The 22222-nt window shown below is 49.0% G+C and carries 16 protein-coding genes; 15 read left to right on the top strand and 1 reads right to left on the bottom strand.

Annotated features, from left to right (window positions below; all coding sequences use genetic code 11):
* The first annotated feature begins 1 nt into the window (after position 1).
* Positions 2–1807: an ABC transporter ATP-binding protein gene (locus tag AC0YN4_RS11570; RefSeq protein ID WP_475781618.1), complete on the top strand. Its 1806-nt coding sequence runs from the start codon at positions 2–4 to the stop codon at positions 1805–1807.
* A gap of 227 nt (positions 1808–2034) precedes the next feature.
* Here AC0YN4_RS11570 and cysC read toward each other — a convergent pair whose 3' ends face one another.
* Complete coding sequence (gene cysC / locus AC0YN4_RS11575) at positions 2035–2685, bottom strand: adenylyl-sulfate kinase (protein WP_475835842.1); 651 nt, start codon at positions 2683–2685, stop codon at positions 2035–2037.
* Positions 2686–2984: 299 nt separating this feature from the next.
* Here cysC and AC0YN4_RS11580 point away from each other — a divergent pair, with 299 nt between their 5' ends.
* The 14 genes from AC0YN4_RS11580 (at position 2985) to AC0YN4_RS11645 (ending at position 22220) form a co-directional block, all read left to right on the top strand.
* Positions 2985–4040, top strand: coding sequence for a Gfo/Idh/MocA family protein (locus AC0YN4_RS11580; RefSeq protein ID WP_475781620.1), 1056 nt, complete (start codon positions 2985–2987; stop codon positions 4038–4040).
* An 18-nt stretch (positions 4041–4058) separates the two neighbouring features.
* Entirely contained in the window at positions 4059–4826 is a 768-nt protein-coding gene (locus AC0YN4_RS11585) for a sugar phosphate isomerase/epimerase family protein (RefSeq protein WP_475781621.1), read from the top strand.
* Between the two features lie 189 nt (positions 4827–5015).
* Positions 5016–6104, top strand: a complete 1089-nt coding sequence (locus AC0YN4_RS11590) for a WG repeat-containing protein (protein WP_475835843.1) — start codon at positions 5016–5018, stop codon at positions 6102–6104.
* 231 nt (positions 6105–6335) lie between these two features.
* Positions 6336–7907: a response regulator transcription factor gene (locus tag AC0YN4_RS11595; protein ID WP_475781623.1), complete on the top strand. Its 1572-nt coding sequence runs from the start codon at positions 6336–6338 to the stop codon at positions 7905–7907.
* Positions 7897–9678 carry a cache domain-containing sensor histidine kinase gene (locus AC0YN4_RS11600; protein WP_475781624.1) on the top strand — a complete coding sequence of 594 codons (1782 nt, stop codon included), beginning with the start codon at positions 7897–7899 and terminating at the stop codon, positions 9676–9678. The genes AC0YN4_RS11595 and AC0YN4_RS11600 overlap by 11 nt, the downstream gene beginning before the upstream one ends.
* A gap of 244 nt (positions 9679–9922) precedes the next feature.
* A complete protein-coding gene (locus AC0YN4_RS11605; RefSeq protein WP_475835844.1) occupies positions 9923–10813 on the top strand; it encodes an ABC transporter permease in 891 nt (296 codons plus the stop codon).
* Positions 10814–10850: 37 nt separating this feature from the next.
* Positions 10851–11738, top strand: a complete 888-nt coding sequence (locus tag AC0YN4_RS11610) for a carbohydrate ABC transporter permease (protein WP_475781626.1) — start codon at positions 10851–10853, stop codon at positions 11736–11738.
* Between the two features lie 69 nt (positions 11739–11807).
* Positions 11808–13424, top strand: a complete 1617-nt coding sequence (locus AC0YN4_RS11615; RefSeq protein WP_475781627.1) for an ABC transporter substrate-binding protein — start codon at positions 11808–11810, stop codon at positions 13422–13424.
* Positions 13425–13523: 99 nt separating this feature from the next.
* Entirely contained in the window at positions 13524–16232 is a 2709-nt protein-coding gene (locus AC0YN4_RS11620; RefSeq protein WP_475835845.1) for an alpha-mannosidase, read from the top strand.
* Positions 16229–18139, top strand: coding sequence for an ADP-ribosylglycohydrolase family protein (locus tag AC0YN4_RS11625; protein ID WP_475835846.1), 1911 nt, complete (start codon positions 16229–16231; stop codon positions 18137–18139). Before AC0YN4_RS11620 ends, AC0YN4_RS11625 begins: the two co-directional genes overlap by 4 nt.
* Before the next feature lie 622 nt (positions 18140–18761).
* On the top strand, positions 18762–19199 hold the full coding sequence (locus AC0YN4_RS11630; protein WP_475781630.1) for a protein-tyrosine phosphatase family protein: 438 nt from the start codon (positions 18762–18764) through the stop codon (positions 19197–19199).
* Positions 19200–19285: 86 nt separating this feature from the next.
* Positions 19286–19837 (top strand): Hcp family type VI secretion system effector, encoded by a 552-nt coding sequence (locus AC0YN4_RS11635; RefSeq protein ID WP_475781631.1) that lies wholly within the window; start codon positions 19286–19288, stop codon positions 19835–19837.
* A 154-nt stretch (positions 19838–19991) separates the two neighbouring features.
* The gene (locus AC0YN4_RS11640; RefSeq protein ID WP_475781632.1) at positions 19992–20576 is read left to right on the top strand and encodes a TMEM175 family protein; all 585 of its coding nucleotides are present in this window, start codon (positions 19992–19994) and stop codon (positions 20574–20576) included.
* A 144-nt stretch (positions 20577–20720) separates the two neighbouring features.
* Positions 20721–22220 carry a spore germination protein gene (locus tag AC0YN4_RS11645; protein ID WP_475781633.1) on the top strand — a complete coding sequence of 500 codons (1500 nt, stop codon included), beginning with the start codon at positions 20721–20723 and terminating at the stop codon, positions 22218–22220.
* Positions 22221–22222: the final 2 nt, after the last annotated feature.

Raw genomic sequence — 22222 nt, forward strand, 5'->3', positions numbered from 1 at the left:
AATGGAGCATCTGCTGCTATATATCAAAAAAATGCATCACTTTGCCGGTACCAAGCTCTATATCAATCTAGTCGGCATGATGGTGATCAGCTTTCTGGAGGGTATTGGAATCTTTCTGTTGATTCCGGTGCTTGGTTTAATTGGGGTCCTGGGTTTGAACACGGATGGAATCCCTTTCGTTGCTGTTTTGGTGAAACCGTTAGAGGCTTTACCTGACGGAATGAGACTGCTTGTTGTTCTAGGGGGGTTCATTCTATTAATTGCAGGTCAGGCTCATCTGCAGCGAAAGCAAACGCATTTGAACCTGGACATTCAACATGGGTTTATAAGGTACCTTCGAATGGAAATCTATCAGGGCTTGCTGCAGGCCAAGTGGGCGTTCTATCTGCAAAGAAGAAGATCGGATTTCTATAATATCATGACCAATGAGCTGTCGCGTGTCAGCCAAGGCGCATTTCTCGCAATGCGTTTAATGACCACAATTCTGTTTACCGCGGTACAAATCGGCTTTGCGCTGTGGTTGTCGGCACAACTGACGGTTATGGTCTTGATCTGCGGATTCGTGCTGGCCGTGTATGCAAGCCGGTTCATTAAACGTTCCAAAAGTATCGGGGATGAAACCTCGGAGCTTGCCCAAAGTTATATGGGCGGGATGACCGATCATTTTAACGGCATGAAAGATATTAAAAGCAATCGATCAGAAGCACAGCATTTGAGTTGGTTTCGCGCGCTTTGCGGCAAAATGGAGTCTAACCTCGTTCACTTTGGGAAAACGCAGGCTACCTCTCAATACATTTATAAAGTGGCGTCCGTCATTATCATTACGCTTTTTGTTTACGTATCTCTGGAAGTATTCCATGTACAGGCTGAGAAGCTTATGCTGATCATCATCATATTTTCCCGTCTTTGGCCGAAGTTTTCGACCTTGCAGTCTAATTGGGAACAAATTGCTCAAACGCTTCCCGCATTCAAGAGCCTTGCGGATCTTCAGAAGGATTGCGCCTTGGCAAAGGAATTGGAAGTGCATGACTATCCTGCGGGCGGAGATCCGGTGAGCATGGAGCAAGGAATTGAGTGCCGAGGAATCTCCTATCGTTATCATGGAAGCCAATCCTCCTATGCCCTTCACAATATCAATCTGTCCATTCCGGTTAATCGGATGACAGCTATCGTTGGAAAATCCGGTGCCGGGAAAAGCACCTTGATCGATATCATCATTGGACTTATACAGCCGGATGAGGGAGAGGTCCTTGTAGATGGATGCAACTTGGCCGGAGACGACAGCTTCTCGCTGAGGAGATCCGTCAGTTATGTTTCGCAGGATCCGTTCTTGTTCCACGCAAGCATCAGAGAGAATCTGTTGATTGCCGCTCCGGAAGCGACGGAAGACCAAATGTGGGAGGCGCTGCAGTTCTCTGCATCGGATGAATTTGTGCGCAACCTGCCGCAGGGACTGGATACCGTACTTGGTGACCGTGGGGTTAGACTCTCGGGAGGGGAACGACAGCGGATCGTTCTGGCTCGGGCGGTATTGCGTAAGCCGGGCATTCTGATTCTCGATGAAGCAACAAGCAGCCTAGACAGCGAGAATGAAGCTCAAATTCAAGGTGCGCTTGACCGTTTACGAGGGAGAATGACCATTATTGTCATTGCTCACAGGCTGTCGACCATACGGAGCGCGGATCAAGTCGTGGTATTGGAGAAAGGGGAAGTGATTCAGCGAGGCGGCTATCAGCAGCTCTCCGCGGACTTGAAGGGGACGTTCAGCAAGCTCTTGCATTTTCAATCGGATAAAGTTGGACCTTAACGGAGGGATCCGGCTGGGTGCTGCCCATTAGCTGCAAATAACGTCTGTCACAACAGTTAGCGTTTCAAAATGGTGTATTTTCATGAAATAGCCACGCTGACAACCGTTACATGATTTAGACACCAACAAGAGGCTGCCCGAGTCTTTCTCGGGCAGCCTAGAGGGGAGCTGTTTAGCTCCCATTTTATTATGGTGTTTCCGCCGTCGACGGCACTTGCAGCAGTGGATTAGTTGCCTATGAGGTAATCTCGTTCATCGAGGTATTGGATAATCGCTGTAATAGATTGCTCAATTGTTAACTGTTCCGTATCGATAATGAGCTCAGGCGCGCTTGGGATGTCATACTGTCCGCTAATGCCCGTGAAGTTGGGAATCTGTCCGCTTCTAGCTTTCCGGTAGAGTCCTTTCGGATCTCTCTTCTCGCATTCTTCTAACGAACATTTCACGAAAATTTCGTTGTAATCCCCCGGCCCAAGCAGCTCTCTCACCATGTTCCGGTCTTTCTCATTCGGAGAGATGAACGCCGCCAGTACGACTAAGCCGGCATCCACGAACAACTTCGATAGTTCACCGATTCTACGGATATTTTCTTGTCGATCCTCATCTGAGAAACCGAGATCGCGATTAAGCCCATGACGGATATTGTCCCCATCGAGCACGTAAGATGCGATTCCTCTTGCATACAATTCCTTCTCCAGTGCGAACGCCAGCGTTGATTTGCCCGAGCCGGATAAGCCTGTCAGCCATAAGGTACAGCTTCTGTGACGGTTCCGCCTCTGCCGATCGTCCCGTGAAATGTTAGAGTGATGCCATGTAATATTGTCGCTCTTGTGGTCCAATGTTTCTCTCTCCCTCCAGAACTTGTACACCTGATTCATTAAACGCAGAGGAGGTACTCGAATCACTTTAGGAATATCTACATTGGCGGAAATGCGGTGGAATGGGAGAAAGTAGCTGGTCTAGGAGTCTACATTGGCGGAAATGCGGTGGAATGGTGGGAAAGCGCCGATAATGGCTGCCAAGATATCGGAAGGATATCAAAAAAATTTACCACCGATTTGAAAAAATTGGGTTGAAAGCGCTGTAACTGTTGATGTATTCTTGAGGTATGTTGAAACGTTTCAATGACGTGCAGGATCATCTGTGAGAATCGAGTTTGAGGGAGAGGGATTACGAAGTGAACTCATCATCATCATCCGTTTATAAAGTCGCTTTTATTGGCTGTGGCAAACGTGCGCATGAACACGCGATCGGCGTACAAGCCGACAGCAGATTAAAGGTTGTTGCGTTGTCCGATATTTCAACAGCTTCGGCCGAAACGCTGAATACTGAGTTTGGGTTCCAAGCTGCTATTTATACCGATCATAAAGAAATGCTGGAGAAGGAGAAGCCGGATGTTGTTCTAATCTGTCTCTGGACACCGCTGCATCTGCCGGTTTTCCGCGATTGTGCGGAAGCGGGCGCCAAAGCCGTATTATGCGAGAAGCCGATGTCGGCTACATGGGGTGAATGCCAAGAGATGGGGGAGATCGCAGACGAGTTCGGCTGCCAGCTGACCTTCTCGCTGCAACGTCGTTTCGCTAAGGGAAATCAAACGGTACGTCGTTATATCAAAGAAGGCCGAATCGGTCAGGTGCTCCGCCTAGACCTCTACTCACCGCCTAATCTGCTCGATTGCGGTATCCATACGTTTGACCAAGCGATTAGCTATATGGACGAAACGCCTGCGAAAACCGTGCTTGGCGCAGTAGATACTACCGAGATCTATAACTGGTTCAACGTGCCCTCCGAATGCGGCGCGACCGGACAAATTCTATTCGCGAACGGCGTACAGGCTAGCCTCTATTCCGGCTCTATCGATACATGGGAACCAAGTCAGGATATGACGAAGATCTGGGCCGGTGTTCGCGTCATTGGCACCGAAGGATTTATCGAAGTGATGTGGGACGGGCAAATCGTCAAGGGAATCAACTACGACGATTCTTCTTGGAAGCCTGAGATGGAGCTGTCCTCCATGTCCGATCAGATGATCGGTTATGTCCGTCATGCGATCGACTGCCTGGAGACAGGTGAAGAACCTGAAGCCTCGCATCAGAAGGCAACTCGCGCTTCGGAAATTATTTTCGCAGTCTATGAGTCGGTTCGCCGCAATGCGCGGGTAGAGCTTCCGCTTACCGGCGTTACGGACAGCCCTTTTATCACGATGCTTAATGACGGCCATTTCGCCAAATAAAGGAGCGGGAAACTAACCATGACAAGACCGAAGCTTGGTTTAATTGGAATCGTGCATGAGGAAGCACAGCAGGATTTCTGGGGCACGATGAAGCGCGTAGCTGAGATCGGCTATAAGGGAATCGAAGGCGGCGGTGAGCTTCTTAAGGGAGATGTCGATGCGAATGTCGCACGTTTCCACGAACTGTGCCTGCAAGTAGCAACGCATAGCGTCCCTAGCAAGGAACTGCTCAAGGACGAGAAGGAAGTCGATCGCCTGATTCGTGAGGCACATGCCTTGCAAACGAAGGATGTTACGTTCTGGTGGGACGTCGTTGATAATAGAGATCAGCTGCTTCGCGATGCTGAATTGTACGATGCGGCAGGCGCGCGGTTTGCGGCAGAGGGACTGCGGTTCTGCTATCATAACCATGCACATGAATTCGAGAGAACGTTTGGCGGCCTATACTCCCTGGATATTCTGGCTGAACACACAGATCCGAAGCATCTCTTCTTCCGTATGGATGTGGCTTGGATTACACTCGGCGGAGCAGATCCGGCGCATATCCTTCGTAAGATGGCGGGTCGCGTACCGGCCATTCATTTGAAAGATGTGTACGGTACAGACGAGGTTGGGAAGTGGACGGCTGTCGGTACCGGCGTCGTCAACATTCAAGCGTCGATTGAAGCCGCTACCGAAATCGGTGTGGAATGGATGACGGTCGAGCAAGATCAGCTCCGTAACCTCACCGGTATCGAGACGGCGACAGTCAGCTACTTGAACTTGAAAGAAAAGGGTTTGCTCTAATTGATCTTATCATAGTACGAACAACAGGCAGCTGAGATATGGATCTCGGCTGCCTGTTGTTGTATGAGACGTTAGATGGGTTACAAACGCGGCAGTGAATGGAATTCCAATCAGCTGCACACTTTTCTCGATCTGATGCGTCTAGATATTGAGATATCTACATGTTATTGGAAAATGGGGGGCAATCAGATGCTGAAACGGGTCGCAGCCATCACTGCAATGATGCTAACAATGACTGGATTAGCCTGGGTGGGACATGGACAGGCAGAGGTGCCAGTCGCAGGTAAAGCAATCACAGCTGTACAGAAGCCAGCCGAGGAACGACTGTACCGCGTTGAATTAGACGGTAAATTTGGTCTCATCAATAGTAAAGGTAAGCCGGTAGTAGCGCCGATCTACGATGGCATCTGGTACGACAATAAACCGGGGAATCCGTATGTGATCACGAATCTTGCAGAGAAGAAGCAGACGTATTACAGCCTTGCAGGAGACAAGTTGTTTGATTGTCCGTTAAATACATGCAGCTTGATGTACGACGGTCGAACGCAATTTACAACCAAGATTCAAGGGGTTAATGGGAAGTATGAGTTTCGGTACGGATTTAAGGACAGCCAGGGGCAAACCGCCATTCAGCCAATCTATGTGAATGCGTTTCAATTCTCCGAGGGATTGGCTCGCGTGAATCTCGGTAAAGCTTCGGGCTTCATCGACACGAAGGGTCAACTAGTCATTCCGTATCAATTCAGCTACACCACGGACTTCGCAGAGGGAATGTCGGCCGTTAAGCTGGCTTCCAACGGCAAGTTCGGCTATATCAACACATCAGGAAAGCTCGTGGTTACTCCGCGGTTTACCCATGCGACGTCATTCTCTGATGGCGTTGCCGCCGTGTATGAGAATGGCAAATACGGCTATATCGATAAAACCGGAACGTATATACTGAAGCCGCAGTTCTCGATGGCGCAGCCGTTCTCGGAAGGGCTGGCGTTCGTTGAACGCAACGGGGTTACCTTCTACATCAACAAGAAGGGACAGAAGGTCATCCAGAATATTAGAGCGGGTGGCACCTTCTCCGGCGGTCTGGCTCCGGCAAGCATAGGGCAGAAATACGGCTTTATCAACACTTCCGGCAAGTTTGTGATCAAGGAACAGCTGGAATGGGCGGCTTCATTCGCCGGGGAGTTGGCAGAGGTTTATATTAACGTTCCGAACTCGCGGGACTATATACGAGGTTATATCAACCGCAGCGGAACGATTGTATGGCCGCCGCAGCAATGAGTCGAAGCTGCCTCTGAAGTCTACCCATAGACTTCAGGGGCAGCTTTATTTGTATTGGCAAATAGCCCCCGAAATAGCGATCCTCATTATAACGACGCGCAATAATTCCAATGAAATCCACCTATTAACTGTATTTTCCACCCGATCATTTATGCGGTTTTGCTATGCAACTATGAAAAATAAAGTTGTATAATAGAGTTGCTGAAAGCGGTTACGGAAAGGGGGGGCAGGGTGATTAACTTAATGATAGTCGATGATGAAGAAACGACACGTGATAGTTTGATGGAGTTGGTGCCCTGGTCCGATTGGGGAATTACAGAGGCGCACTCGGCGGAGAACGGCAATGCGGCGCTTGCGCTTGCAGAGAAGTTCAAGCCGTCGATCTTGCTGACCGATATTCGCATGCCGAAGATGAATGGCATTGAGCTGGCACAGAGAATCCGTGGCCTTTACCCGGATTGCGAGATCATATTCCTAAGCGGTTTCTCGGACAAGGAATACTTGAAGTCGGCTATTCAATTGCATGCAGTTGATTATCTGGACAAACCGGTCGATATGGAGCAATTGAAGACGCTGTTCACTGCGGTGGTGAAGAAGATTGTACATGCAGCAAGCAAAACCGTAGATATCCAGTACCGGCGCGAAGAAATGGTGGTGGATGTGATCTGTAACAAAACGGATCTCTCCGTGTGGATGGATCGTGTTGACACCAGCATCCTGCCGTTAACGAATGGTGAACTATACCGCGTCTATACGTTTCTGTTTAATTGGTCCTCTACCGCTGCAGAAGATGAGAAAACGCTGATGAAACAGCGTATTCTGCACCTGCTGAATCATGCGCCAACAGATATGAATCGGAGATATATCGCTGGATTCGTGGGAGATAGACGCTTGGCGATCATCGCGAATGATGACGACGAATCGCAGCCCAAGCATGCAGAGGCTTTCGCGCGGCATTTGCTGAACCGGCTTCAAGAGGCTGCCCAAGGCGCCTATTCTCTGACTGCAGGCTGCAGCAATCAAACGGCCCGAACCGATGAATTCTCCGTGCTGTACAAGGACGCGTCCGAAGCAGCGAAGCGTCAATTCTACTCGGGGACGAATCGGATCTATTATCCGAATTCCGCTGCGCCTGCCTGTTATGAGCCGGACAAGTCCGCCTATACCCGCTTTAAGAAAATGCTCAGAAGCGACCCGCCTGAAGCTATTATCGCTTATGTGAATCAGATGACAGAGGCAATTGCCGCAGCCGTAGACCCCGACACGAATAAGATCAGAAACCTTTATTTCAATCATTTGCGAATTCTGTTTGAAGTGACGATGCAGTGGGATGCGGCCGATTCAGGCGATGAGCAAGAAACGACCTATATGTGGCGGGAAGTCGATACGCGCATTACGCTTAACGAGCTTGCCGAGTTTCTGCGCTCTAATATCGAAATGACGATGCAGAAGCCGGAGAGCAAGGCAGGCGGCATCGAGAAGGTAGAGGAGATCAAGAAGTACATCGCAAGCCACTACGACAGTAATCAATTGTCGATTCAAACCATCGCCGAGCACACCTTTCTGAGCCAAACGTACTTATGCGCTCTATTCAAGAAATCAACCGGCCGTACGATTAATGAATTCATTACGGAGCTTCGAATCGAGAAAGCCAAAGGGCTGCTGCAGGACCGCAATAAGAAGCTGTACGATATTACAACCGAGATTGGGCTCACGGATACGAACTATTTCTCAACGCTGTTCAAGAAATACACAGGCTCCACACCATCCGAGTATAGAATGAAGCTGCTCTATGAGAGTTAACATCTATCGCGATTTGAAAATGCATTATAAGCTTTTTCTGCAATATTTATTGCTGCTTGCGATTCCGTTCACTTTGTTCATTATCGTGAATTACCGCATCTCGTCTAAGGATCTTGAGGCGCAAGCAAGGTATTCCTCCCGGCAAGTGTTCGAACAAAGCCGTTCCTTTATGGAGTTTAAGCTTTATGTAGCCAAGAACTTCTTAACCATCCTAGCGTCGAATGAGAAAATCCAAGATATTTTGCATCGGAATGCCAGCTATTACTTCAACAGCTATGGCTTATGGAGCTTCGATGTTGAAGGAATCCGCAAGCAATTTTATATCACTAAGCCAAGTGAAGACATTATCAAAACAAGCTTGTATACCTCTCAGGCCGTTGCGAGCACGAACGAAACCGATGATGTGATGAGCACCGATCGGATCGCGGACACCGCCTGGTATGCGAATTTGAATAAGAGCAGCACCACCTTTGAGGTTTTCCCAAGCATGATCCTGCTGAATGATTTGCAGAAGGAGAAGACGCCGACGTTTACGATCGCAAGAAGCATCTTCGATAACGAAAGCTTCCAGAATGTCATTGGGGTACTCAGTGTCGACATGCCGAAGAGCATATTCGAATCCATTCTGAATCGAGTTGCGTTTACGAAGGAGTCCTCCGTATTTCTGATCAACCAAGCCGGCGAGATTCTGGTTCATTCCTCCCATGCGAATGCGGGCATGCTGTCGTTTAAGTCGGATATTCTGAAAGGAAGTACGAACGATCAGTTCAAGGAAGGCGTCTGGGGCAAGCGGGTTTTTGACAATGCAGAGTATTTGGTTGGCGCACAGATGGTGGAGGATTCGGAATGGTATTTGGTCAGCTTGACCCCGTATAAGGAGATTCTGGGCTCCCAGAAGAAAGCGATGAAGCAAATGCTGGTCATTGCGTTCCTAATCGCGATGTTCCTGCTGCCGCTGGCTTTCCTTGCTGCTGCGTCCGGTACGCGCAGAATCCGCGGTTTGATCTCGCAGATGAAGAGTGTGAAGCAGGGGGATTTCGATCTTCACATCCAGCATGAGGGCAAGGATGAGATCGGGGAATTATCGCGGAACTTCAAGTCTATGATCGCCAAGGTTACTCAATTGCTCGATGAGAAATATGCGCTCGGGCAAGAAGTGAAGTCGATGGAGCTCAAAGCGCTGCAAGCGCAAATTAATCCGCATTTTCTCTATAATACGCTTGATTTGATTTACTGGAAGGCGATGCGCATTCAGGAGCAAGGGATCTATGATTTGGTCCAGTCGCTGTCCAAATTCTATAAGCTTAGCTTGAGTAAAGGGGAGGATATCGTCTCCTTGCGCAATGAAGTGGAGCATATCTCCGCCTACATTGACATCCAGAACGCGAGATTCAAGAACGGCATAACGCTGGCAATCGATATTTCGGAAGCGCTTTATGAACATCCGATGCCCAAAATCACGCTGCAGCCGCTGGTCGAAAATTCAATCATTCACGGCATTCTGGAGTCGGAAAGTGAAACGGGAACGATTACGATCAGCGCAACTACAAGTAACGGCAAGTTTGTCATTATGGTAAAAGACGACGGGGTAGGCATTTCGCAGGAGAACCTTGAGCGTATTTTCAATCGAGATCGAACGGATCCCTTCCATGGTTATGGCGCTAACAATATCAATAAGCGAATTAAACTGCTCTATGGGGAAGAGTATGGCCTTGTCTACAAGCGCAACGAGGGATCGGGAGTTACAGTCATAATCGATTTGCCGTTGTAAATGTAAGGCCGCCCCGCCCAAAGCCTTACCGGCTTCAGGGAGCGCGGCTTTTATGTTGTAAACGGGCGTTCGCTGTCTAAATTACTTTGCCATGTTGCGTAAGATTGCAAAGGGATCGTAATTTTCTCTCGTAGCACGGATTATGAAAACGCTTTATTATGAAAGCGTAACCAATAAACGACATTCGGTAAGAGGTGGATGAATGCAAAGGGCTCTGAAGAAAAAGGGATTCCTATACGAGATTATGAAAAACCGTATTCTCTATCTAATGTTTCTGCCCGTCGGGCTCTACTTTCTCGTGCTGGCATATCTTCCGATGCCGGGTATCGTCATCGCATTCAAGGAGTACTCTTACGATGGCGGTATCTTCGGAAGCAAATGGAATGGAATCGAAAACTTCAAATACTTCTTCGAATCGGGCAAGCTGTGGCTCGTTACGAAGAACACGGTGCTGTACAATCTCGTGTTTCTGACGGTTAGCACGATTCTATCGGTTATTGTCGCCATCCTAATTGCGGAAATGGTCGGCAAATACTTTAAGAAGACGGCGCAGACGTTCATGTTTCTACCGTACTTCATCTCCTGGGTTACCGTCTCGGCGTTCTTCTACAATATCTTTAATTATGATTACGGCGCGCTCAACTCATGGCTGAAGTCGCTTGGCGCAGAGCCGATCGACATCTACTCGAATCCGAATATGTGGCTCATCCTTCTGCCATTATTCTATGTATGGAAGGGAATCGGCTTCTCCAGCGTGCTGTACCTGTCAGCGATTATGGGAATTGATCATGAGAGCTACGAATCCGCTAAGATCGACGGCGCGAATTTGTACCAACGGATCTGGTACATTACCATTCCGATGCTGAAGCCGACTATCATTACACTGGTTCTGCTCGGACTATCCAGAATCATGCGCGGGGAATTCGATATGTTCTACCAACTTATCGGCGACAACGGCCTCTTGGCCGACACGACGGATATTATCGATACATTCGTCTTCCGCTCCCTCATCTTCGCGAATGATTTCGGAATGGCTTCCGCCGGCGGCGTCTACCAATCCGTTCTGAGCTTCTTCATTATCTACGCGGTTAACTGGGGCGTTAAGAAATGGAACAGCGATTATGCGCTCTATTAGTCACTCTCGGTTCGAGCAGGGAAGGCGGTTCAAGTCTATGAAAATGGGAAAAGACGTCATCACCTTTAATATCATCGCATTCATCATTGTAGGCTTCATTGGCATCGCAACGATATTGCCATTCATTATGCTTCTTGTGGGATCCTTTCAATCCGAGAGCTCGATCCTGCAGTATGGCTATTCGCTTCTTCCGCGGACATTTGACCTTGGCGCATATAAATTCATATTTCTGGAGCCCGAGAAGATCTTCCACAGTTATCTGGTCACGATATTTCTTACAATAGCGGGTACCGGAATATCCATCTTCTTCTCATCGATGACCGCATATGTGCTCGCCAGAAAAGATGTGAAATACCGCAATGGGATGGCCTTTTACCTCTTCTTTACGACCTTGTTCAGCGGAGGCTTAGTGCCTTACTACCTGCTGATGTCCAATTATCTGCAGCTGCGAAATACGATGATGATTCTGCTTTTGAACGGGATGTTTAACGTCATTTACATCCTGATTCTGAGAACTTATATCGCGAACAGCATTCCGGATTCCATCTCCGAATCGGCCAAGATCGACGGGGCGAATGACTTCTCCATCTTCATTAGAGTCGTGTTCCCGCTGCTAAAGCCGGCGCTCGCATCGATCGGGCTGTTCATCGCCCTCGGGTATTGGAACGATTGGTATACGGCAACGCTGTTCATTACCAAAGACAACTTGTTCCCGCTGCAGTACACGCTTTACCGAATTCTGAGCTCGACGACCTTCGCGAAACAGATGCTGCAGAATAACGGCGCTGCTTCAGCGATTGAACTCCCGCAGCAAACGGTGAAGCTCGCACTGACAGTTGTCGCTACGGGGCCGATCGTATTCGCTTACCCGTTCGTACAGAAGTATTTCGTTGCCGGTCTCACGATCGGATCAGTCAAAGGCTAGTCAAGTTTGGTTAATTCCGCTGCAAGCGGTTTAACATAGTTCATTCAATAATTGGGAGGTTAAACAAAGATGAGCAAGAAATCCAAAGCACTGAGTCTGAGTTTATCGCTTACGCTCTGCCTGATGTTAATCTTGTCCGCTTGTTCCAAGAATGACAATGGCAACAACAATGCAGCAAACAACAAGCCTGCCAATGAGACGAAGAACAATGCAGCGGCAAGCAACACGGACAACAGCGCAGGTACCAATGACACAGCAGCCGACAACACAGAGAAACCGCAATTGGATAAAGTGACGTTGAAATTCGTTCTTCTCGGCGAAGCTCCGAAGGATAACGATGCGGTCATGGCTGAAATTAACAAGAAGCTCGAAGCAGACATTAACGCGACGATTGAATTGACTTATATTCCATTTGCAGACATTAATACGAAGTATCCGCTCGTACTGGCTTCCCCGCAGGACTGGGACGTCATCTTCGGTAACGTCAACTACGGCTCCAACGCTTCCAAAGGCGGTTATCACGAAATTACGCTAGACGATGTAAACAAGTTTATGCCATTGACGGCATCAGCGACGTCCGAAGGCCAATGGACGGATGCCCGCGTTAACGGCAAAATCTACATGATTCCGCAAACGTTCAAGGAATTGGACGTGGGTACAGGCTTCATCCGAGAAGATCTTCGCAAAAAGTACAATGTACCTGAAATTAAAACCTTCAAAGACCTGGGCGCTTACTTCCAAGCGCTGAAAGACAATGAGAAAGGGATGCTTCCTGTCGACGGTTCTGCCTCTGATATTCAAGGCATCTTCGGCGGCTTGATGAAGAACTACGTGATTAAAGAAGCTCCATATATCACCGGTTTCTTCCCGGATGATACGAACTACACGATTACGGGCTTGCTAGACGATGCGTTCAAAGCGAAGTTTATCGATGCTGCCAAAACGATGAAGGATTGGGCTGACAAAGGGTTGCTGCCTAAGAACGCTTTCGCACAGAAGACAGCTGCGGCTGACCTTGCCAAAGAAGGCAAATCCGGCTACTGGGCGAATGCATTCGAGAACTATGCGCAATACAGCTCCGATATGATCGCTAAAGGCTGGGAGCTTGGCGCCGTCAACAACCTGACGGACAGCGGCGTCGTCATGACTCGTCCTGCTACCGGTAATGGTTTCGCATTCTCGCCGAAAACGAAAAACTACGAAAGAGCGCTCATGGCGATTGACCTGCTGCACCAAGACAAATCGTACAACATGCTGCTCGCATTCGGTATCGAAGGCAAGAACTATACGCTTAATGGCGACGGCAAGCTTGTTGTCGCTCAGGCCGATCCGAATCCGTATCCGATGTACGGCGCGGGCTGGTGGTCCAACAACCGTGACCAATGGCCGCCGCTTGAGAGCTATACGCAGCAATATATCGACACGAAGAAAGCGCTGCTTGAGAAAGCACAGCCATTCCTGCTTAACGGATTTAACATCGACACGACAAACATTAAGACGGAGCTTGCGAACATCGTGAACATCGATAAGCAATACTCTGCACCGATTCAAATGGGTCTTGTTAAAGACGTTGACGCCGCAGTAGCTGATCTGATCGAAAGATACAAGAAAGCCGGTGCGGAGAAGGTGTTGGAAGAAGTGAAGAAGCAAGCAGCGGAATTCGTTGCATCGAAGCAAGCGCAATAATATAACGGAAGAAGGTTGCTCCTCTAAGCAACGGCGGCTGGAGTAAGCTGTCGTTGCTTAATGGGTAGCAGCCTTTTTTTTGAACAAATGGAGGTTTACATGGATAAGAAAAAGATGTTTATTACACCAACCACGCATTGGGACCGGGAATGGGTGATGACCAAAGGCCAATTCCAGGTTCGTTTGGTTCATTTGATCGATCGGCTGCTGCACATCATGGATGAACATCGGACTTATCGGTTTCTGCTTGATGGGCAAGCCATTGTGCTTGAAGATTACTTAGCCATCAAGCCGGAGCAGAGAGAACGGATGGCTGCGCTGATGGAGTCCGGCAGGCTGGTTACCGGTCCTTGGTATGTGCTGGCTGATCAGTTTATGGAGAACGGAGAGTCTACCATACGGAACTTGCTGATCGGCATGGACTTGATTCGGCAAATGCGCGGCAGGCCGATGATGCTCGGCTATGTGCCGGATTCCTTCGGGAGTATTGCGAGCTTGCCGATGATTCTGAATGGTTTTGGGATCCACTATGCCACGTTCGGGCGTGGACGTCCTCGCTGGGATGATGAACTGGCCGAGTACGAATTCTGGTGGGAGGGTCCTGCGGGTTCGAAGGTTTTGGCGGCCAATCATGGGTATAGCCTCGGGATTTTTCTAAGCTATCCGGATATTTGGTCCGATATTAGTCATCCGTCTTCGCTTGCTCCGGATGCGGAGATGACTTTGGGCAGCTTCCTTGAGGAGGCGCAGAAGCAGCTCGATAAGGCAGCTACATCGAATCTGTACATGTCCGTTGGAATTGACCACATGGAGCCTCGGCCATCCCTGCCGGGGATCGTCGATTATATCAATCAGCATCAAGAGGAATATGAGCTCAAGTACGCTATGCCGGAAGATTATCTGGCTGCAGTTGCAGCAGCGGCTGGTGGATTGTCCACATATGCGGGAGAGATGAGAGGCTCAGATGACCTTCCGATGGATTTGGTAGGCACGTTATCTTCTTATATGAGCTTGAAGCAGCAGAACGATGCCAGCGAAATTCTATTGCAGCGATTAATAGAGCCATTGTGGGTGATGGCTTCGAGCGCGAGCGGCGCAAACTATCCGAAGGGGCTCATTCAGAACCTATGGAAGCTGCTGCTTGCAAACCACCCGCATGATTCCATCTGCGGCTGCAGCCTGGACCAAGTTCATAAGGATATGCGGAACCGATTCGAGGAGATCGAGAACACCGGTGCCTATCTGATCAAGGATGGACTTCACCAACTGATAGGAGCTATTGATACCAACTCTCCGAATAATGATGCGATTGCAGTTGTGGTGGTGAACCCGCTTGGCCGCAGGCATGCCGGCCCAGTGAAGCGTTATGTGCGAGTTCCGAAGCGATTCAAGCATGATGCCTATAGGCTGGTTGATGAGAAGGGGCAAACCATTCCAGCGAGAATCCGCCATATCGTCGATAAGAATAAAGATTTGGAAAGCGAATATATGACTGCCGATATGCTGGCTGTGTTAATTTCGAAGACTAGCGGGGATACGCGCGCGGATAATCAGGTATTCACGGTATTGGAGATTGATTTTGTAGCTGAGGAAGTTCCCGCAAACGGATATCGGACTTATTGGGTGAAGCCAGCCGGCATGCAGAACGAAGCTGCGCCAGCGGAGTCACTTCGATTGTGTGAAGACGGGATGGAGAACGAAGCCATCCAAGTTCGGTTTCACAACGATGGGACATTTGACCTTCTTTATAAGCGTACAGGCCGCAAATATCGTAATCTCAATTACTTCGTGGATCGGGAAGAAACGGGCGATTTATATGATCATCATGAATTTGCAGACTATGATGAGCGCGATTCCAGGACGATCGGAGCGAAGTGGCAGCTTCATGAACATGCTCCGGATCGCATTGTCTATAGAGCCGAGATGAGCTGGGCGCTGCCTGAAGCGAACTTGAATGATAAACGATCCTCTGTACATGCTGAAGTTCCTATGACGATGTACGCAACTTTGTATGCGGGTATCGAGAGGCTCGACATTGCAATTGATATGAATAACAGCTGCAAGGATCATATGCTGAGAGTTGCTTTCGAGACGGGTCTGCACACGCAGTCGGTTGCGGCATACGATCATTTTCATGTTGTGGACCGGAGTGTCAGGGCTGCCGGAGGAGAGTGGAGAGATGAGCCGTTTCAAGAGTTTATTGATGTATCAGATGGACGAGAAGGACTCTGCCTATCGACAAAAGGACTTCCGGCTTATGAAGCAGTAAGTGCCGGTGACAGAGGAACAACTATGCAGCTTACCTTAGTTCGGTCGGCAGGCAGCATCGGTCAAGCAGCCGGCGCCAATTATCCGGCTCCGGGCGGTCAGTGCCAAGGTCCGCATCGGTTCGAATATGCGTTAATTCCCCATGAAGAGGATTGGCGGCAAGGACAATGTTTGGGGAAAGCTTCAGATTATCGCACACCTCTAATGGTGGAAGCGTCGCTGCAGCATGATGGGAATTGGCCATCTTGTGGCTCACTATTCTCCTTCCAATCGACAGGGAGCAGAGACTTGTTTATGAGTTGTCTTAAGCAAGCCGAGGATCGAAGCGGGTGGATTGCCCGTTTGTGGAATCCTTTACAGTCGGGGCACGTTCATGTTCAAAGCTCGTTCCTTGATGTGGATATCTGCACGGCTTTACTAGATGAGAGTCTGAAGGAACAGGTGGAGGATGCAGCAGGAGAAGGCATTCCGATGAAAGCAGGAGAGCTTATCACGATTAAGCTTCAAGAGCGAATTCATGGACAAGAGGGAGAGCGATGATGGCCAACTATCAATTAACCTATGAGAACTATCTGGATAAAGTGTACGGGGCATGGCTGGGCAAGAGCATCGCCGGTACGATCGGTGCACCGTTCGAGGGCAGGAAGGAATTGTTCGATTACGAATACGACCCTCGTGCAATCGCTGAAATGCTTCCGAATGACGACTTGGATCTTCAGGTGTTATGGCTGCATGTTCTTGAGCAGAAAGGCGTTTATTTCACCTCGATGGACTTGGCCGAAGCCTTCTACGAGCGTTATCCTTTCGTGCCCGGTGAATATGCCTGGTTCAAGAAAAACTATAATCGCGGCATTTATCCGCCTGTATCGGGTGCTTTCAATAATCGCTATTATATCAACGGAATGGGCTGTCCCATTCGTTCCGAAATATGGGCTTGTGTCGCTCCGGGCAATCCCGAACTCGCAGCCGAGTTTGCCGGGCGTGATGGCATGCTGGACCATGAAGGTGATTCCATCTACGCGGAGCAGTATTTGGCAGCAGTTGAAGCGATGGCCTTCATCGAAGATGATCTCATGAAATTGCTGCGGGACGGGATGGTCTATTTGCCTGAGGGCACAAAAATCCGCCGACTAGTAGAGGACACGATGGCATGGTGCTCACAGGACCTGACCTGGCAGCAGGTTCGTTCTCGAATCATTCGCGATTACGGTCACCCGGACTGTACGAACCTCTATCAGAATATCGGATTTACGCTTGTATGTTTGTTTTACGGCAAAGGGGATTTTCTTGAAACGACGATGATCGCGCTCAATTGCGGCTTCGATACCGACTGCAGCTGCGCAACGGCGGGGGCTCTATTGGGCATTATATATGGTGCGCGTTATTTAATAGAGAAGCATGCCTTCTACGATACGAGCTACAAGCTCGACGTGAAAGTGACTCGCCGCTCTAACCAACTGGCTGATTTGGCTGAAGATACTTGCGTGGCGGGTTTGACTATCCTGAGGGAGCTTAATGATCGGATAGAGGTAAGCGATATACCGGTTGGACTAGGCTCCATTCCAGCGAACCAGCCGCAGCCTTCCATAGTGATCTCCGTGGATTATCAGGGGATTCCAGTCGTTGGATGGCGCGGAAGCAAGACGATCGCCATTGGTCTGTCGAACGAGACGGAGTATGTCGCTGTCGACCAATTGACAGTCGACTTGCCTGACGGCTGGCTGAGTGATTGGACTTCACAGCATATCGTTCTACAGCCGGGGGAGACCAAGTCCGTATCGCTCACGGTAAGCGTACCGGAGCAGATCACCTATCTATCGGAGAAAAATTTGCTGACGGCCGCATTCGGCGAGTCTACCTTTGTCTTCGGACTGAACGGAGCACAGGTTTGGAAGGTGTACGGACCGTTTTGGGAAAATCATATCGACCTTCCACGCACGGAGCTCGGCGAGTGGTATTACGGCGCATTCCAAGGCACAAGGGACGAAGTCGCCGATTTGACTCGGCAATTCCATCTCAATACGAAGGCCGATGCGAGTAAAGATTATAGGAGCTTAGTCGATTCGTTGGACTATCGACTCGTGAATGTAACAGAGGACTTGTTCTCGGTATCTGATCTGATCGGCTTCCAGGGGCCTTGCGTCGTATACGCGGAGCGGGAGATCGAGCTTCCGGAGGGCCGAGAGGTTAATATCATATTCGGACATACGGAGGCCTACCGGTTGTGGATTAACGATCAATTAATCAGCGAGGCGGATCATCACGATTGGTGGACAGCCGAGAACCGGCATCACTCTGAGGTTAAGCTGCGTCAAGGGAGAAATAAGATTAGGCTTCAGGCGATACGGCGCGGACGTCACGCGGATTACAGCCTAATCTTCACCGAGCTGGGCCAGTCGTTCCCGCATCATATTACGGATCTTGGTTCGTGGATCGAGCTCAAGTAGCGCAACAATCATGCACTCGCTCGCTCCGAATCCCCACCTAAAAAAGATGGCAACAAGAGGTAACCCTTGTGCCTTCTTTTTTTAGCTTGCTTCACGCACTCTCACGCCTATGTAGCAGTGCCGTTGGAGGACCACAAGAAATGTTGCGCTTTCTGCAACATTAATGGGGTTTATCGAGTCTATTCTTGAAAATGTTGCGCAAAGCGCAACATTTTCGGTCTAATAAGCTCATATGGCGCTCATTTGCTCAGAAATGCTGCATTTCCTGCAACATTAGCTCCACTAGTACCCTCGAGACGGCCAAATTCTTGCACTTTATGCAACAATCATGCACTCGCTCGCTCCGAATCCCCTCGCTCCCTATTATAAAAACACGAATCCATGAGATATAATACATATTAAACGATGAGATCATAGCTGTTAGTCTTTATACAGGTGATGTTTCTGGAGTGGGTCGAGCGGGTTTTTCGTGAGCTGGAGGAAGGGAAGCGGTAAGTTCGCGATATGGCGGCTTGAACAGGGGCAGCATCACGCTCTGAGCATCACTGACAAGCATCCTGCGCGAGCAGCTATATTTCAGGAACGTCTAAACGCAAAATGAATCGACGAGGAGCCCTAATACATGACACAGAATAACTATCAAGCGTTAATCGAAGATCGCATCTTCATGGGCGGAGCCGCGGATGTAGAGGAAATGGTCAAGAACGAAAAGGTTGATGTCGTCATTGACTTGCGTGCCGAAGCTAAGGGTTGTGCGTATGAGGGGGCGGAAGTGGAGTGGGTTCAGATCCCCCTGGGAGACAATACGGCGGATGACCATCTCCTATTTAAGCAAGCAATTGATGAAGTTGTTGGTGCGTATAAGAGCGGTAAGAAAGTAGCTTTTCATTGTGCAGGCGGCGGTGGCCGTACAGGTGTAGTGGCAGTGGGAACGCTGATCGAGCTTGCGCAAGCAGCCGGAATTGAGGAAGCAGAAGCGAAGGCAATCGACATTCGCGCCAAAATCAACATTAAACCGCCGCAGCGTGAAGCACTCGAGAAGTTATACAACAAGAAATAATGTGACTGCCCACCGACTTGGTACCTATTGTCATAACTCTTCTATTGATACATAATGTATCTATATTGAAGGAGGAGTGATCATTCTTGAAGAAGCTGCTATCGTCCGTCTTGATTGCTTGTTTATGGTTAGCTACGTTCAGCATTGTTCCGGCAAGTGCGGCAGCACCCGGTAATCTCAGCATTGTGCTGCAGCTGGATGGGATCACTGGCGATTCTACGATCAAAGGCTACGAGAAATGGAGTATCGTTACCGGCGCTTCATTTTCCTTATCCAGTCTGGGCTCTGGTACAGTCGGTGCCGGAAGTGGAAGCTCGAAAGTAAGCCTCTCAGAACTCACCATTACTAAATCGACCGATGCAGCTTCGATTCCGATCATGATGACTGCCATGAAAGGCGTACATATTCCGAAGGGCAAGCTTGTATTTACGCGCCAGGAAGGGACGGGGGCGCAAACCCCTTACCTTATGCTTGAGCTTGAAGACATAGCCATTACCAACTATACCTTTGATGATACCGACGAAACGGTGAAGCTTAATTATACGAAGATCAAGTGGACCTTCTGGTCTACGGATGCGAGAGGCGTTCGTACGCCAATCACAGGCGGCTGGGATGTTAAGAATAATAAAGCCGCATAAAGGTTCATGAGAAGGCAGCCGAGGCGGCTGCCTTTTTTGTCGTGCATTCGGAGCTGCAGGTGGCAACAGTTGTGGGGGGGTGAAGTGAAGAAGGGTTTCCGCCGCAGATGTCGAAACAACAAAGCAACGTCAATACATGGAGAGAGTGAGTACGTTGAAAGCAAATCGAATGGAAGCGTTCAGCGATGGCGTGTTCGCCATCATCATTACAATTATGGTGCTGGAGCTCAAAGTACCGGAAGGCCATGAGTGGCACTCGCTGATCGGGCTGGCGCCGAAGCTGCTCAGTTACCTGTTAAGCTTCATCTATGTCGGGATCTATTGGAATAATCATCATCATCTTCTTCATGCCGTTCACACGCTAACCGGCAAGCTGATGTGGCTCAATATGCTGCTGCTGTTCTGGTTATCACTTGTGCCTTTCTCTACGGCATGGATAGGAGAGAGTTACTTTGCCCCCACGCCAACAGCGTTGTATGGCATCGTGCTGCTGCTTGCTTCGATGTCGTACTGGTTATTGCAGCTTGCGATTCTTGGACAGCATCCATCAGACTCTGCAATTAAAACGGCGATAGGGAGAGATTTCAAAGGCAAGATTTCGCCTTTGATCTATCTATCTGCAATCGTGACAGCCTATCTTAACGCATGGGTATCCTGTTTCTTCTTCGCGCTTGTTGCGGTGCTCTGGTTTGTCCCTGATAAGCGAATTGAACGTGTATTGCAGAGAAAAGGAAATTAGAAGGAAAGAGGAAAGAGGAAAGAGAGTCGGACTGATCAGAACACGGATCGGCCGACTTTTTTTGCGTTTCTGCCGAATTATCATAATTATAAGCCTGACTGCAAACTATAAGGAAATAATTAACTGTTGGCAGGTGGTGATGGCATGTTCCGCTTCAAGAAATCAATCCCCAAATCCGGTAAACCACGATCCGTTGAAATGGAATCCGGAGATCTTGATAAGAAGATTGCACAGATTCAGAACTATTTTGCACAAACGGAAGATCTGAAGCTGCAGAAGCTCCCATGTTCAGATCAAACCTGCGCTTTGATGTATCTGGAGTCACTCGTCAAGTCGGCTTCCATACAAACGATTGTCATTGATGCATTGGTTGAATCCAGCTCCGGTGATATCGAGCAGAAGGTAACTGCAGTTGAAGTTAAAAAGACATCCGATCTGATTCAAATCGGAAAATATATGCTGGAAGGTCATTGCGTCATTTTAACGGAAGGCGACTCGACAGCCACCGTAATACCCGTTGCAAAGTCGCAAGACCGAGCCATACAAGAGCCTAGAGACGAACAAATCATTAAAGGCGCCCATGATGGATTTATTGAAAGCCTTAGCACAAATTTGTTTTTGCTTCGCAACCGAATGAAAAACCCCAAATTGAAAGTCAAGTATTACACGTTAGGCAGCGTCACGAATACGAAAGTGGCCATGATCTATATGGATGGCTTTGCAGATCCCAAGATCGTTGCGGAATGTGAGAAAAGGCTCTCCGAGATTGATTTGGAGTATTTGTATTCCGTCGGAAACATCGATGAAATGCTTGAGGAGCATCCGATGTCTCCTTTTCCGCAAACGCTGCAGACTGAAAGGCCGGATCGGGCGGTTTCCTACCTGATGGAAGGCAAAATTACGATCATCGTCGACGGCAGTCCGAGCGTTCTGGTCCTGCCGATTACGTTCTTTTCCTTTTATCAATCTCCGGATGATTACAACAGCCGCTGGATTATCGGCTCCTTTTACCGGTTCATTCGGTTAATCAGTTTCATTCTGGCGATTTGCTTGCCGGCCATCTACATCGCTACCGTGACCTACCACTCCGAGGTGCTGCCGATCGGGATCCTGTATTCGGTCAAGGTGTCTTTAACCTACGTACCGTTACCGCCTATCCTGGAAGCGCTTGTGATGCAAATCATTCTGGAGCTGTTGAAGGAGGCTGCAATCAGGCTGCCCTCTCCGATTTCCCAAACGATCGGTATTGTAGGGGGCTTAGTCATCGGAACGGCTGTGGTAGAAGCCCAATTGGTATCGCATACGATGATCGTCGTCATCGGATTAACGGCGATCGCTTCTTTCGTAACCCCGATAAACGAATTTGGAACGAGCCTTCGCATTCTGGGGTTTCCGATGATGCTGGCCGCTTCCTTATTCGGTTTTTTCGGTATCTCCATTATGTTGATGCTGATTTTTATTCACCTTTGCAAAATCGAAACACTGGGCATTCCGTATTTCACGCCGTTTGGTCCATTTCAAGGCAAAGAGAGTTTTAAAGACGTTTTTCTTAGATTACCGCTGTGGATGGTCAATAAAAGCACGCAAAAAGCGGAAGTCAGCCCCATTAAGCAAGCGATATTCGGGAGGTGGAAGCGGCCGTGAGA

Source organism: Paenibacillus sp. J22R3 (assembly GCF_056269305.1).